We start from the raw sequence: 13,813 nt of genomic DNA, 5'->3' as shown, positions 1-13,813 counted from the left end.
CCTGCGGTGCCGCGCCTTGCCGAAGAACCGGCCGGCCCGGGGCTCCGTGGAACGCCCGGGCTGCGGCCCGTCCTGTGCCCCGGGGGGGTGAAGTCCCCGTCAAGGCCGCGGCGGGCCCTTGGGGCTCACTCCTCGCCCGCCAGCGTCAGCGAGCGCAGCTTCTGCCCGGCGTACCAGGTGGCCAGCACGGTGACCGCCACCAGCAGCACGGTGGCCGTCGGCAGGCCCACCTCGGAGGTCACCAGGTCCCCGCCGGCCATCTTGTGGGCGACGGCCAGCGACCACTGCTGGACGCTCAGGGTGCGCGCGCCCGGCACCAGGGAGCCGAACAGCGCCTCCCAGACCAGGGCGTAGACGAGCCCGAAGACCACCGCGTGCCGGGAGACCGTGCCGAGCAGCAGGAAGAGCGCCGAGTAGGCGATGGAGGAGACCAGCGCGGCCACCATGTAGGCGACGGCGATCTGCTGGCCGTTGCCGTTCAGGATCAGCCCCGCGATCAGCGTCGGCACCGCCGAGAAGACCATGGTCACGGCGATGGCGACGATCAGCTTGGTGAGGATGATCGTGGGCCGCTTGAGCGGCTTGGACAGCAGGTAGACCACGGAGCCGTCGTCGATCTCCGGGCCGATCGCGCCCGTGCCCGCGATGACACCGATGATCGGCACCATGGTGGCGAGCGCGAACCCGCCGAGGACGTCGGCGGCCGTCTGGTCGTCGGCGCCGGTCAGGGCGCGCACGGCCACGGAGATCACGATGAGCAGCAGCGGCAGCGCGCCGAGGATGAGGGCCCGGCGACGGCCGAGCAGGGCCCGGTAGGTGAGTCGGGCGACGGTGGGGTCGTACATCTTCGGCCTCCTACGCCGCGACCAGATACGAGAAGACGGACTCCAGGGACTCGTCGGACGGCGAGACCGTGTGGAGCCGGATGCCGTGGTCGCGGGCGACCTTCGGCAACAGGGCGGTGAAGCGGCCGAAGTCGACGGCCTGGATGCGCAGCGCGCCCTCGGCGTGGTCGACCTCGATGCCGGCCGTGGAGGGGTCGGCGATCAGCGCGGCCGCGAGGGCGCGGTCGTCGCTGGAGCGCACCAGGTAGCGGTGCGGGCGGTCGGTCATCAGCCGGCGGATCCGGCGGAAGTCGCCGCTGGCCGCGTGCCGTCCGGCGACGACGACCTCGATGTGCCGGGCGAGCTGCTCGACCTCCTCCAGGATGTGCGAGGAGAACAGCACCGTGCGGCCCTCGTCGCCCATCCTGCGCAGCAGGTCCATCAGCTGCATGCGCTGGCGCGGGTCCATGCCGTTGAACGGCTCGTCGAGCAGCAGCAGCGACGGGTCGTGCACGAGGGCGCTCGCCATCTTCACGCGCTGCCGCATGCCCTTGGAGTACGTGGAGATCTTCCGGTCCTGCGCGTACTCCATCTCGACCGTGGCGAGGGCGCGCTGGGCGGCCTTGTCGCCGAGTCCGTGCAGTTCGGCGTTGGCGACGACGAACTCGCGGCCGGTGAGGAAGTCGTACATCGCCTCCCGCTCGGGGACGATGCCGATGTGCTTGTAGACGGACTCGTTGCGCCACACCGGCCGGCCGTCGAGCGTGACCGTGCCGGTGGAGGGGGCGAGGAAGCCGCCCATCATGTTGATCAGGGTGGACTTCCCGGCGCCGTTGGGGCCGAGCAGGCCGGTGACGCCGGGGCCGATGGTCATGGTGATGTCGTTGACGGCGACGACGTTGCCGAACCATCGGGAGACGTGGTCGATGGAGAGCGTGGTCATCACAGGCCCACCTTCCGGTAGCGGCGGATCAGGAGGCCGTAGCAGGCGGCGGTCAGGCCGAGGACGAACAGCACGTAGACCGCGCCCTCGCCGCCGGACGGGCCGGTCCCGCCGGGGAAGGCGGAGCTGCCGCCGAGGAAGGCGGACTGCACGCCGTCGATCAGCGTGATGGGCGAGAACAGGCCGATCCACGGGACGGCGCTGCCGCTGCCCTGGGTGTCGGCGATGGCCTGGAGGGTGGACACCGCGCCGTAGGAGATGGTCAGTACGGCGATCACGGCGGCGATGCCGAAGCCGCGGCGCGGGGTGAACGCGGCGATGACCAGGCCGATACCGGCGAAGAGCAGCGAGAGCAGGGCCACGGCGACCAGTCCCTGGGCGAATTCCTTGGTCTGGTGGGCAAAGCCCATCTTGGACAGCAGCGCGCCCGCGTACATCACGAGCAGCGGGGCGCCGGTGAGGACGAAGAGCGCCGAGGCGAGCGCCGCGAACTTGGCGCGGACGTAGTCGGCGGTCTCGATGGGCCGCGAGAAGTACAGCGGTACGGTCTTGAAGCGCAGGTCGCGGGAGACCGCCTGGGGTGCCTGGGAGGCGACGTACAAGCTGATCACGGCCTGCATGATGATCGCGTACCGGGTGTAGGCGACCGGCAGTTCGTGCGCCTTGGTGGCGACGGCGACGGCCACCATGATGGCGGCGGGCACGCACATCACCGCGAACAGCAGCATCGGCAGCACCTTGGACTTCACCGAGCGGCCGAGGCCGTAGGCGCCGCGCAGGGACTGCGAGTACAGCGAGCGGCGGGCGTAGGCGCGGCCGAGGCGCGGGCCGTCGTAGCCGCGGTAGCCGATGTCGTGGATGCGGCTCTGGTCGCCGGCGGGCGCCGCCGCGTACGTGGGCTGGTCAACCGCCATGACCGACGGCCTCCTTCCGCTGTTCGTCGCTGCTGCCGGTGAACACCTCGGAGATGTGGTGCCGGCGCTGTTCCATGCGGACCAGGCCGAGGCCGAGGTCGGCGACCACGTCCCGGACGAGGTCGTACGTCTCGTCGCCCGTGGCGGTCAGCAGCAGGATGTGCCCGGCGCCGGGCAGGCCGCCGGCCTCCGCGTGCGTGTCGGCCCCGCGCGCGTGGAGCGCCTCGCGGACGGCGCGGGTGCCGTCCGGGTGGGTGTCGCTGTCGGTGACCTCGATCGCGAGGGTCGTCGTGGTCTGGGTGAAGTCGGTGGTGGAGCTGGAGCGCAGCAGCTTGCCGCCGTCGATGACGACGACGTGGTCGCAGGTGCGCTCCAGTTCGCCCAGCAGGTGCGAGGTGACCAGCACGGAGATGCCGAAGTCGGTGTGGATGCGGCGGATCAGGCCGAGCATCTCGTCGCGGCCGACCGGGTCGAGGCCGTTGGTCGGCTCGTCCAGGAAGACCAGCTGCGGGTCGTGCACCAGCGCCTGGGCGAGCTTGACCCGCTGCTTCATGCCGGTCGAGTAGCCGCCGATGGGGCGGTACCGCTCCTCGTACAGACCGACGTGGCGCAGGGTGTCGGCGGTCCGCTCGCGGGCGGCGGTGGGCGGCAGGCCGGACATGCGCGCCATGTGGACGACGAACTCGGTCGCCGAGACGTCCGGCGGCAGGCAGTCGTGCTCCGGCATGTAGCCCACGCGCTCGCGGATGGCGGCGCCCTTGGTGGCGACGTCCAGGCCGAGCACCTCGGCACGGCCCTCCGTGGCGGGGGCCAGCCCCAGCAGGATCTTGATCAGGGTGGACTTGCCGGCGCCGTTGGCCCCGACGAGTCCGGTCACACCGGGTCCGATGTCCACGGACAGCCGGTCGAGCGCGGTCACCCGGGGGAACCGCTTGCTCAGGCTTTCGGTCGCGATCACAGTCACGGGTTCGACGGTAGTGATCCGGACCACGTCCGTCGTCAGACCTCAGAGCCGTTCGGCCATCCGCCCCAGGTATTACGGGGCCTTAGGGGTCGCCCACCCACAGGTGGGCCCGGGGGCCGCGCACGGCCCCGTCGTCCACAGCCCTTGATCCCGCCTATTGACGCCATCTCTAACAAGTGCCAGATTCACTGTGTCACGTTACGGACCAGTAGCTTGCTCGACGGACGGAGCGGCATGACGACGGCAGTGAGCGACCGACGCTCCGTGGAACTGCGGGGGTTCCGGCGGGTGCAGCGCCTCGCCTACGAGTGCGCGGAGGCGGTCGCGGCCCGCCTCGAACCGGGCGTGACCGAGCGCGAGGCGGCGCGGATGCAGCGGGCGTGGCTGCGCGAGCGCGGGGTGCGGGACTGGTTCCACCTCCCGTTCGCCTGGTTCGGGGACCGCACGGCGTTCGTGGACTTCCGCATCCCGCTGCAGTTCTTCCCGACCGAACGCGCGCTGGCGCCGGGGATGCCGTTCATCCTCGACATGGCCCCGGTGTACGAGGGATACACGGCGGACATCGGCTACTCCGGCTCGCTGGGCGCGAACCCGGTACAGGACCGGCTGACGGCCGACCTGGAGGCGCACCGTGAACTGATCCTGCGCGAGGTGCGCGAGCGGCGCCCGCTGCGGGAGATCTACCAGGACGTGGACCGGCTCATGGTCCGTCAGGGCTACGCCAACCGGCACCGCGCCTATCCCTTCGGGGTGATCGCCCACAAGGTGGACCGGGTCAGGCAGCGCCGCTTCTCCCCGCACCTGTTCGGGTTCGGCACCCAGGCCCTCAAGGGCCTCGCCGCCGACGCGCTGCACGGCCACCGCGAGGGCTGGTCGCCGCTGTGGTCGCCGTACCGCTTCTCGGACCACCCGCCGCGGCCGGGCCTGTGGGCGGTCGAACCGCACCTCGGCTTCCGTGGGACGGGCGCGAAGTTCGAGGAGATCCTGGTGGTCACCGACTCCCGGGACCCCGTGGAGAGCGCCTTCTGGCTGGACGACGATCTGCCGCACGTGCGGCGCTGGGCGGAGGAGAAGTGACACTGCGAGACGCGCGCGAGCGCTGGGTGCGCACCGGCGGGGTCGAGCTGTGCGTGGCCGAGCTGGGCGACCCGGAGCAGCCGACGGTGGTGCTGGTGCACGGCTACCCGGACAGCAAGGAGGTCTGGTCGGAGGTGGCCGTCCGGCTCGCCGGCCGCTTCCACGTCGTCCTCTACGACGTCCGGGGCCACGGCCGCTCCACGGCACCCCGGCCGCTGCGCGGGGGCTTCACGCTGGCCAAGCTCACGGACGACTTCCTGGCCGTCGCCGACGCGGTCAGCCCCGGCCGGCCCGTGCACCTCGTCGGGCACGACTGGGGCTCGGTGCAGTCCTGGGAGTTCGTCACGGTCGCCCGTACGGAGGGCCGTATCGCCTCCTTCACCTCGATCTCCGGGCCGTCCCTCGACCACTTCGGGCACTGGATCGACGCGCGCGTGAAGCGCCCGACGCCCCGCCGGGTGGGCCAGCTCCTCGGACAGGGCGCCAAGTCCTGGTACGTCTACCTGCTGCACACGCCGGTCCTGCCGGAGCTGGCCTGGCGCGGCCCGCTCGGCAAGCGCTGGCCGGGGATCCTGGAGCGGGCCGAGCGGGTCCCCGGCGGCGACTACCCGACCGGTTCCCTCCCCTCCGACGCGGCCCACGGCGCCTGGCTGTACCGGGACAACGTCCGCGCCCGGCTGCACAGGCCGCGCCCGGACGCGTACGCACACGCGCCCGTGCAGCTCATCACCCCCCAGGGGGACGCGTTCCTCTCCGAGCGGCTCTACGACGACCTGGACCGGTGGGTGCCGCAGCTGACCCGGCGCACGCTCCCGGCCAAGCACTGGGTCCCGCGCACCCGGCCCGACCAGGTGGCCGCCTGGATCGACCAGTTCGTCACCTCGGTGGACGGCGGGCGTCCCGTCCCGGCCGCCACCGGACGCCACGCCGACCGGTTCGCCGGGCAGCTGGTGCTGGTCACCGGCGCGGGCAGCGGGATCGGCCGGGCGACCGCGTTCGCCTTCGCCGAGGCCGGCGCGCGCGTGATCGCCGTCGACCGGGACGCCGAGGCCGCGGCCCGCACCGCGGACCTGGCCCGGCTGGCCGGGGCGGCCGAGGCCTGGTCCGAACCGGCCGACGTCTCCGACGAGCAGGCCATGGAGAAACTCGCGGAGAAGGTCCACCACGCGTACGGCGTGCTGGACGTGCTGGTCAACAACGCGGGCATCGGCCTGTCGGGCTCCTTCTTCACCACGACGACCGACGACTGGCGCACGGTGCTGGACGTCAACCTGTGGGGGGTGATCCACGGCTGCCGGCTCTTCGGGGCGCGCATGGCCGAGCGCGGCCAGGGCGGCCACATCGTCAACATCGCGTCCGCCGCGGCCTACCAGCCCTCGCGCGCACTGCCCGCCTACAGCACCTCCAAGGCGGCCGTGCTCATGCTCTCCGAGTGCCTGCGCGCCGAGCTGGCCGGCCAGGGCATCGGCGTCACGGCCGTCTGCCCGGGCTTCGTCAACACCGGCATCACCGCCACGGCTCGCTTCACCGGCGTCGACGAGGCGGAACAGCGCCGCCGCCGGCAGCGCTCCGCCCGCCTGTACGGGCTGCGCAACTACCCGCCGGAGAAGGTCGCGACCGCCGTCCTGGACGCGGTGGCCGGCGACAAGGCGGTGGTCCCGGTGACCCCGGAGGCCAGGGGAGCGCACCTGCTGTCCCGTTTCGCACCGGGGCTGTTGCGGCGGATCGCCCGCGTGGAGCCGCGGCTGTGAGCACCGCTGCCCGGCGGCCCGCGTCCACCGGTTGTCCACAGTTTCGCCAATTCCGCTGTGGATAACCGCACTTGCTTGTGGATCAAACCTCCGGAGAAAAACAACCTGCGTGATCCGCGTCTCTCCCGCACCCTGGGTGCATGGACGAACGCCGTACCGTGAAGGTGTCGAAATACCTCTCCCGGCACCTGCGCCACCAGCCCGAGCGCATCGGGCTCACCCCGGACGCGGGCGGCTGGGTGGAGATCGGGGCGCTGATCACCGCGGCCACGGCCCACGGCTTCCGGTTCACCCGTGAGGAGCTCGACCACGTCGTCGCCACGAACGACAAACGGCGCTTCGTGATCGAGGGCGGCAGGATCCGCGCCAGCCAGGGCCACAGCATCGAGGTCGACCTCGGCCTGCCCCCGGCGGACCCGCCGCCGTACCTCTACCACGGCACGGTCGCCGCGCGCCTGGGCGCCATCCGTGCGGAGGGCCTGCGGCCCATGACCCGGCACGCCGTGCACCTCTCCGCCGACCGGGAGACCGCCACCCGCGTCGGTGCCCGGCGGGGCCGTCCCGTGGTGCTGGCCGTCGACGCCGGAGCCATGCACCGCGACGGCCACGTCTTCCACCTCAGCGCCAACGGGGTCTGGCTGACGGCGGCCGTCCCCCCGCGCTACCTGCGCTTCACCGGCGCCCGCTGACGGCGTACGGCCCCGGCTCCCCCGCTCCCCGCGTGGCCCTACGGCCGCGTAGCGTGACCGGTTCGTCCGTTGCCGGCGCCGCCGCTTACGCTCGGACCCATGAGTCTGCGTCTGAGCACCGTGATCCTGCCGTACCGCCGCTGGCACGAGGGCGCCCGTGCGGCCTGGGTGCGCGCCGAGCAGCTCGGCTTCCACACGGCGTACACCTACGACCACCTGTCCTGGCGCAGTTTCCGCGACGGCCCCTGGTTCGGCGCGGTCCCGACGCTCACGGCGGCCGCGGCGGCCACCGACCGGCTGCGCCTCGGCACACTGGTCACCTCGCCCAACTTCCGCCACCCGGTGACCCTCGCCAAGGAACTGATCTCCCTGGACGACATCTCCGGCGGCCGGGTCACGCTCGGCGTCGGCGCGGGCGGCACCGGGTTCGACGCCACCGCGCTCGGCCAGGAGCCGTGGACCCCGCGCGAGCGCGCCGACCGGTTCGCCGAGTTCGTGCCCCTGCTGGACCGGCTGCTCACCGAGGACGCGGTGTCCTACGAGGGCCGGTTCTACTCGGCGCACGAGGCCCGGAACATCCCCGGCTGCGTGCAGCGCCCCCGGCTGCCGTTCGCCGTGGCGGCCACCGGCCCGCGCGGCCTGAAGCTCGCCGCGCGGCACGGCCAGGCGTGGGTGACCACCGGCGACCCGAAGCTGTACGAGAACGGCACGCCGGAGCAGTCCGTCGAGGCCCTGCGCGGGCAGATCGGCAAGCTGTCCGAGGCGTGCGAGGCCATCGGGCGGGACGCCGCCGGGCTGGACAAGGTCCTGCTCACCGGCTTCACCCCGGACCGCGGCCGGCCCCTCGCGTCCCTGGACGCCTTCGTGGACTTCGCCGGCCGCCACCGGGAGCTGGGCTTCACCGAGATCGTGATCCACTGGCCCGTCCCGGACTCCGACTTCGCCGCGGACGAGAAGGTCTTCGAGCGGATCGCCATGGAGGCCCTCGCCCAGCTGGACTGAGCGGTCGACCGGGCCTTCTGGGCGGGGTCCCTGAGCGGGCCTCAGCGGGCTTCCCGACCGGGCTTCCCGAGCCGGGCGGGCCCTCCTGGACGTCATCTGTGTCTCATCCGTGCACAGTCACGCACGGCCGTGCAGGCATATGCGCGAGAATGACCGGGTGACCTCAGCGACCAGACAGCCCGGGACCCCTGCCGCCGCCACCCCCGCGCGGCTGATCGCCACCGACCTCGACGGCACCCTGCTGCGCGACGACAAATCGGTCTCCCCGCGGACCGTCGCCGCCCTGGCCGCCGCCGAGGAAGCCGGGATCGAGGTCTTCTTCGTCACCGGCCGGCCGGCCCGCTGGATGGACGTGGTCAGCGACCACGTCCACGGCCACGGCCTGGCCATCTGCGGCAACGGCGCCGCCGTGGTCGACCTGCACGGCGGCCCCGGCGCCCACCGGTTCGTGAAGGTCCGCGAAATGCGCCGGGAGAACGCGCTGAAGGCCGTGCGGCTGCTGCGCGACGCGGCACCCGGCACGGTGTTCGCGGTCGAGCAGACGTACGGCTTCCACCAGGAGCCGGACTATCCCAAGCTGCACATGGAGATACCCGACACCCTCCTGCCCGCCGAGGAACTGCTCGCCCCGGACGGCCCCGACGCCGACCAGCCCGTCCTCAAGATCCTCGCCTACCACCCCTCCCTCGACCCCGACGCCTTCCTCACCCTGGCCCGGCTGGCCGTCACCGAACACGCCAACGTCACCCGCTCCAGCCCCAGCGCCCTGCTCGAACTGAGCGGCCCCGGCGTCTCCAAGGCCAGCACCCTCGCCCTGTGCTGCGCCGAGCGCGGCATCTCGCCCGAGGAGGTCGTGGCCTTCGGAGACATGCCCAACGACGTCGAGATGCTGACCTGGGCCGGCCGGTCCTACGCGATGGGCAACGCCCACCCGGCCGCCATCGCCGCCGCGTCGGGCCGCACGGTCGCCAACAACGACGACGGTGTCGCCGTGGTGATCGAGCAGCTGCTGGCGGACCGGGTGCGGTAGCGCCGCGGAGCCCGGGCGCGACACCTCGTCAGGCCGCCTGCAGCGCCTCCGTCTCGGCCTCCCGGCGCGCCATCTCCCGTAGCGGCCCGGCCTCGGCCATCAGCGTCTCGTACGGCCCCCGCTGCACCACTCGGCCCGCGTCGAGCACGATCACCTCGTCGACGGCGTCCAGCCCCGCCATCCGGTGGGTGATCAGCAGCGTCGTACGGCCCTCCGTGGCGGCCAGCAGATCGGCGGTCAGCGCGTCGGCCGTCGGCAGGTCCAGGTGTTCGGCGGGCTCGTCCAGGACCAGCACCGGGAAACCGGCGAGCAGCGCGCGGGCCAGCGCCAGCCGCTGCCGCTGGCCGCCGGACAGCCGCGCCCCGTGCTCGCCGACGAGCGTGTCCAGGCCGTCGGGCAGCGAGTCCACCCAGTCCAGCAGCCGGGCCCGGGCCAGCGCGCCGCGCAGATCGCCCTCGGCCGCGTCCTTCCTGGCCAGCAGCAGGTTCTCGCGCACCGAGCTGTCGAAGAGGTGCGCGTCCTGCGCGCACAGCCCGACGAGCCGCCGTACGTCGTCACCGGCCAGCGCGCACGCGTCCACACCGGCGAGCGTGTACGAACCCGCCTGCGGGTCGAGGAACCGCAGCAGCACCTGCGCGAGGGTCGTCTTGCCGGAGCCGGACGCCCCCACCACCGCGACCCGGCGCCCCTGCTCCAGGGTCAGGTCGACCCCGGCCAGCGCGTCCTGCCGCTGCCCCTCGTACCGTGCGACCACGCCCTGGACGACCAGCGGGAACGGCGAGGCGGGCGCCTGGCGGGGCGACTCCGGCTCGCGTACGGGCTCGGGGGCGTCCAGCACCTCGTACACGCGCTCCGCGCTGCGCCGCACCCGCTGCCGGTACCGCACGGCGAGCGGCAGCCCGACCACGGCTTCGAAGGCGGCCAGCGGGGTCAGGACCACCACGGCCATCGCCACACCGCCCAGCCGGCCGGACGCCACCGCCTGGGCGCCGAACACCGCGGTGCCCGTGACGGTCAGCCCGGAGATCAGCGCGGTCAGCCCGTCCCCGAGCCCGGTGACCGCGGCGGACCGCGCGGCGATCCGGGTGAGGGTGCCGTCGGCCCGGCGGGCCGCGTCCGCACGGGCCGGCAGCGCACCGGCGACGGCCAGCTCGGCCGTGCCGGTGAGCAGGTCGGTCACCCGGGTCGCGAGGACGCCCCGGGCGGGCGCCAGCCGCTGCTCGGCCCGCCGGGCCACGGCCGCGGTCAGCAGCGGGACGCCGGCACCGGCCGCCAGCAGGCCCACGGCGAGGACGGCACCGGCCTCGGGCAGCAGCCAGGCCGTGAAGCCGACCGAGGCGGCGGACACGGTGAGGGCGACTCCGGCGGGCAGCAGCCAGCGCAGCCAGTAGTCCTGGAAGGCGTCCACGTCCGCGACCAGCCGGCTGAGCAGATCACCGCGCCGGACGCCGCGCAGCCCCGCGGGAGCCAGTCGCTCCAGCCGCCGGTACACCGCCACCCGGGTGTCGGCCAGCATCCGCAGCACGGCGTCGTGCGACACCAGCCGCTCGGCGTACCGGAACACGGCCCGCCCGATCCCGAAGGCCCGGGTCGCGGTCACCGCCACCATCAGGTACAGCACCGGCGGCTGCTGCGAGGCCCGCGAGATGAGCCACCCGGAGGTCGCCATCAGCCCGACCGCACTGCCGACCGCCAGGCTTCCCAGCCCCAGGGCCCCGGCCAGCCGCCCCGACCACCGCCGTCCGTCCCCCCGCACCCGAGCCAGCACACGCCGCGCCCGCCCGGCCGTCGGGTCGCCCTCCAGCCCGGCGAGCCGGGGGGCGGGTTGGCCAGGGCGGGAGTCCAAGGGGCGGAGCTCCCTGGGAGGTCCGCTGTACCCAGGGCGCCGTACGGACTCGGCACCTCCCAGCCGTACCACCCTGTCGGCCACCCCCAACAGCGCCGGCCGGTGCACGACGACCAACACGGTGCGCCCCACGGCCAGCCTCCGCACCGCTGCTACGACATCCTCCTCCGTCGCCCCGTCCAACGCGGCCGTCGGCTCGTCCAGCACCAGTACAGGCCGATCCGCGAGAAACGCCCGGGCCAGCGCCAGCCGCTGCCGCTGTCCCGCCGACAGCCCCGCCCCGTCCTCCCCGAGCACGGTGTCGACACCATCCGGCAGCCCCGCCACGAACTCCCACGCCCCCGCGTCCCGCAGGGCCCGGCGCACAGCGTCGTCATCGGCCCCCGGCCGGGCCAGCCGCACGTTCTCCGCAATGGTCCCCGCATACAGATGCGGCCGCTGCGGCACCCAGGCGATCCGCGACCGCCACTCCGCCAGATCCAGTCCGGCGAGATCCGCACCCCCGATCCGCACCCGCCCCTCGGTGGGCCGTACGAACCCCAGCAGCACAGCCAGCAGCGTCGACTTGCCCGCCCCGCTCGGCCCGACCAGCGCCACGGTCTCCCCGGGCCGCACGGTGAACGACACACCGGTCACCGCGTCCGAATCCCGCCCCGGATAACGAACGGTGACCCCTTCGAAGGACACGGCACCCGCAGGCACCGCACCGGCACCCGACGCCGGCACCGGCGTCTCCAGCACCGTGAAGATCTCCTCCGCCGCGGCCAGCCCCTCCGCCGCCGCGTGGTACTGCGCCCCCACCTGCCGCAGCGGCAGATAGGCCTCGGGCGCCAGCACCAGGATCACCAGCCCGATGTACAGGTCCATCTCTCCGTGCACGAGCCGCATCCCGATCGTCACGGCGACCAGCGCCACGGACAGCGTGGCCAGCAGCTCCAGTGCGAAGGAGGAGAGGAAGGCGATCCGCAGGGTCCGCAGCGTGGCCTGCCGGTACTCACCGGTGATCCGCCGAATGGACGCGGCCTGCGCCTTGGCCCGGCCGAACACCTTCAGCGTGGGCAGTCCCGCGACGACGTCCAGGAAGTGGCCGGACAACCGCGACAGCAACCGCCACTGCCGGTCCATCCGGGACTGGGTCGCCCAGCCGATCAGCATCATGAAGACCGGGATCAGCGGCAGCGTCCCGACGATGATCGCCGCCGACACCCAGTCCTCGGTGACGATCCGCGCCAGCACCGCCACCGGCACCACCACGGCGAGGCCCAACTGCGGCAGGTAGCGCGAGAAGTAGTCGTCCAGGGCGTCGACGCCGCGGGTGGCCAGGGTGACCAGCGAGCCGGTCCGCTGACCGCTCAGCCACTCCGGCCCGAGCGCCGCGGCCCGGTCGAGCAGCCGCCCGCGCAGTTCGGACTTCACGGCCGCACTCGCCCGGTGCGCCGCGAGTTCGGTGAGCCACGCGACAACCGCTCGCCCCACGGCCACGACAGCCAGCAACAGCAGGGGAGTGCGCAGCTCAGCGGCCGACTGCCCGTGCTGGAACGCTCCGACGACGATCTCGGCGACGAGCATCGCCTGGGCGATGACCAGACCGGCGCCCACGGCACCCAGCCCGACGACCGCCACGAGGAAGAGCCGGGTGGCGCGGGCGTACCGCAGAAGGCGTGGATCGATCGGTTTCACGTGAAACAGGCCCTTCGGTCCAGAGGGTGTGTTTCACGTGAAACACACCCTCGGCGGACTCAGTGCGCGGCGCCGCCGGCGGCGTCGGCAGCGAGGTGCTGCGTGCCGATCCGCTTGCGGAACACCCAGTAGGTCCACCCCTGATAGAGCAGGACGACCGGTGTGGCGATGACCGCCAGCCACGTCATGATCTTCAGGGTGTACGGGCTGGACGAGGCGTTGGTGACCGTCAGGCTCCAGTCCCCGTTCAGCGTGGACGGCATGACGTTCGGGAAGAGCGACAGGAAGAGCATCGCCACGGCGGCCACGATGGTGACGCCGGACAGTGTGAACGCCCATCCCTCGCGTCCGAGCTGGTTGGCCACGAGGGCGGCCACCAGAGCGACGACAGCCACGATCAGGGCGATCAGGCTCGTGCCGTCACCGCTGTCGGCCTGCGTCCACAGCAGGAAGGCGAGCGCCACGACGGCCGCGACCAGCCCGGCCCACCGGGCCAGCTTCCGCGCCCGTACCCGGACGTCCCCGACGGTCTTCAGCGCGGTGAACACCGCCCCGTGGAAGGTGAACAGCGTGAGCGTCACCAGACCGCCGAGCAGGGCGTAGGGGTTGAACAGGTCCCCGACGCCGCCGACGTACTCGAAGTGCCGGTCGATCTTCACACCCCGCACGATGTTCCCGAAGGCCACGCCCCACAGGAACGCCGGGAGCAGCGACGTCCAGAAGATCGCCGTCTCCCAGTTGCGCTGCCAGGTCTCCTCCGGCCGCTTGGCCCGGTACTCGAAGGCGACACCCCGGACGATCAGGCAGACCAGGATGACCAGGAACGGCAGGTAGAAGCCGGAGAAGAGGGTGGCGTACCACTCCGGGAACGCGGCGAAGGTGGCACCGCCCGCGGTGAGCAGCCACACCTCGTTGCCGTCCCAGACCGGGCCGATGGTGTTGATCAGCACCCGGCGCTCGGGCCGGCTCCGGGCCAGCAGCTTGGTGAGGATGCCGACTCCGAAGTCGAAGCCCTCCAGGAAGAAGTAGCCGGTCCACAGGACGGCGATCAGGACGAACCAGACGTCGTGAAGTTCCATGGCTGTTCCCTCGG

11 protein-coding genes are annotated in these 13,813 nt (G+C 72.8%); 5 read left to right on the top strand and 6 right to left on the bottom strand.

The features are described from left to right. Positions 1–125: 125 nt before the first annotated feature. The 4 genes from IG05_RS0120210 to IG05_RS0120195 are packed head-to-tail and all read right to left on the bottom strand — an operon-like array spanning position 126 to position 3,639. Positions 126–845, bottom strand: a complete 720-nt coding sequence (locus tag IG05_RS0120210) for an ABC transporter permease (RefSeq protein ID WP_030344465.1) — start codon at positions 843–845, stop codon at positions 126–128. A gap of 10 nt (positions 846–855) precedes the next feature. Beyond that, positions 856–1,767 (bottom strand): ABC transporter ATP-binding protein, encoded by a 912-nt coding sequence (locus IG05_RS0120205; RefSeq protein ID WP_030344461.1) that lies wholly within the window; start codon positions 1,765–1,767, stop codon positions 856–858. Then, positions 1,767–2,681, bottom strand: coding sequence for an ABC transporter permease subunit (locus IG05_RS0120200; protein WP_030344459.1), 915 nt, complete (start codon positions 2,679–2,681; stop codon positions 1,767–1,769). The genes IG05_RS0120205 and IG05_RS0120200 overlap by 1 nt, the downstream gene beginning before the upstream one ends. Continuing rightward, positions 2,671–3,639 (bottom strand): ABC transporter ATP-binding protein, encoded by a 969-nt coding sequence (locus IG05_RS0120195; protein WP_030344458.1) that lies wholly within the window; start codon positions 3,637–3,639, stop codon positions 2,671–2,673. The genes IG05_RS0120200 and IG05_RS0120195 overlap by 11 nt, the downstream gene beginning before the upstream one ends. Before the next feature lie 240 nt (positions 3,640–3,879). On the opposite strand from IG05_RS0120195, the gene IG05_RS0120190 reads away from it, so the two are divergent. The 5 genes from IG05_RS0120190 (at position 3,880) to IG05_RS0120170 (ending at position 9,194) form a co-directional block, all read left to right on the top strand. Beyond that, complete coding sequence (locus IG05_RS0120190; RefSeq protein WP_030344456.1) at positions 3,880–4,722, top strand: M24 family metallopeptidase; 843 nt, start codon at positions 3,880–3,882, stop codon at positions 4,720–4,722. After that, positions 4,719–6,473, top strand: a complete 1,755-nt coding sequence (locus IG05_RS0120185) for an SDR family oxidoreductase (RefSeq protein WP_030344455.1) — start codon at positions 4,719–4,721, stop codon at positions 6,471–6,473. The genes IG05_RS0120190 and IG05_RS0120185 overlap by 4 nt, the downstream gene beginning before the upstream one ends. A gap of 140 nt (positions 6,474–6,613) precedes the next feature. Then, a complete protein-coding gene (locus IG05_RS0120180; protein WP_030344453.1) occupies positions 6,614–7,162 on the top strand; it encodes an RNA 2'-phosphotransferase in 549 nt (182 codons plus the stop codon). Positions 7,163–7,261: 99 nt separating this feature from the next. Further along, positions 7,262–8,164 (top strand): LLM class flavin-dependent oxidoreductase, encoded by a 903-nt coding sequence (locus IG05_RS0120175; protein ID WP_030344451.1) that lies wholly within the window; start codon positions 7,262–7,264, stop codon positions 8,162–8,164. Positions 8,165–8,303: 139 nt separating this feature from the next. Next, entirely contained in the window at positions 8,304–9,194 is an 891-nt protein-coding gene (locus IG05_RS0120170; RefSeq protein WP_199808351.1) for a Cof-type HAD-IIB family hydrolase, read from the top strand. 28 nt (positions 9,195–9,222) lie between these two features. On the opposite strand, the gene cydD is transcribed toward IG05_RS0120170, so the two are convergent. Then, a complete protein-coding gene (gene cydD / locus IG05_RS0120165; protein WP_030344448.1) occupies positions 9,223–12,720 on the bottom strand; it encodes a thiol reductant ABC exporter subunit CydD in 3,498 nt (1,165 codons plus the stop codon). Positions 12,721–12,779: 59 nt separating this feature from the next. Next, entirely contained in the window at positions 12,780–13,799 is a 1,020-nt protein-coding gene (cydB, locus tag IG05_RS0120160) for a cytochrome d ubiquinol oxidase subunit II (protein WP_030344446.1), read from the bottom strand. Positions 13,800–13,813 lie beyond the last annotated feature (14 nt).

It is taken from the genome of Streptomyces sp. NRRL S-1022 (genome assembly GCF_000720135.1).
GTDB lineage: Bacteria > Actinomycetota > Actinomycetes > Streptomycetales > Streptomycetaceae > Streptomyces.
This window is presented reverse-complemented; position numbering and strand designations above follow the sequence as displayed.

Bases quoted from the DNA above. Each gene is read 5' to 3' on its own strand.
- IG05_RS0120200 (WP_030344459.1), bottom strand. From the start codon at position 2,681: ATGGCGGTTGACCAGCCCACGTACGCGGCGGCGCCCGCCGGCGACCAG.
- IG05_RS0120170 (WP_199808351.1), top strand. From the start codon at position 8,304: ATGCGCGAGAATGACCGGGTGACCTCAGCGACCAGACAGCCCGGGACC.
- IG05_RS0120190 (WP_030344456.1), top strand. From the start codon at position 3,880: ATGACGACGGCAGTGAGCGACCGACGCTCCGTGGAACTGCGGGGGTTC.
- IG05_RS0120180 (WP_030344453.1), top strand. From the start codon at position 6,614: ATGGACGAACGCCGTACCGTGAAGGTGTCGAAATACCTCTCCCGGCAC.
- IG05_RS0120205 (WP_030344461.1), bottom strand. From the start codon at position 1,767: ATGACCACGCTCTCCATCGACCACGTCTCCCGATGGTTCGGCAACGTC.
- IG05_RS0120210 (WP_030344465.1), bottom strand. From the start codon at position 845: ATGTACGACCCCACCGTCGCCCGACTCACCTACCGGGCCCTGCTCGGC.
- IG05_RS0120175 (WP_030344451.1), top strand. From the start codon at position 7,262: ATGAGTCTGCGTCTGAGCACCGTGATCCTGCCGTACCGCCGCTGGCAC.
- cydB (WP_030344446.1), bottom strand. From the start codon at position 13,799: ATGGAACTTCACGACGTCTGGTTCGTCCTGATCGCCGTCCTGTGGACC.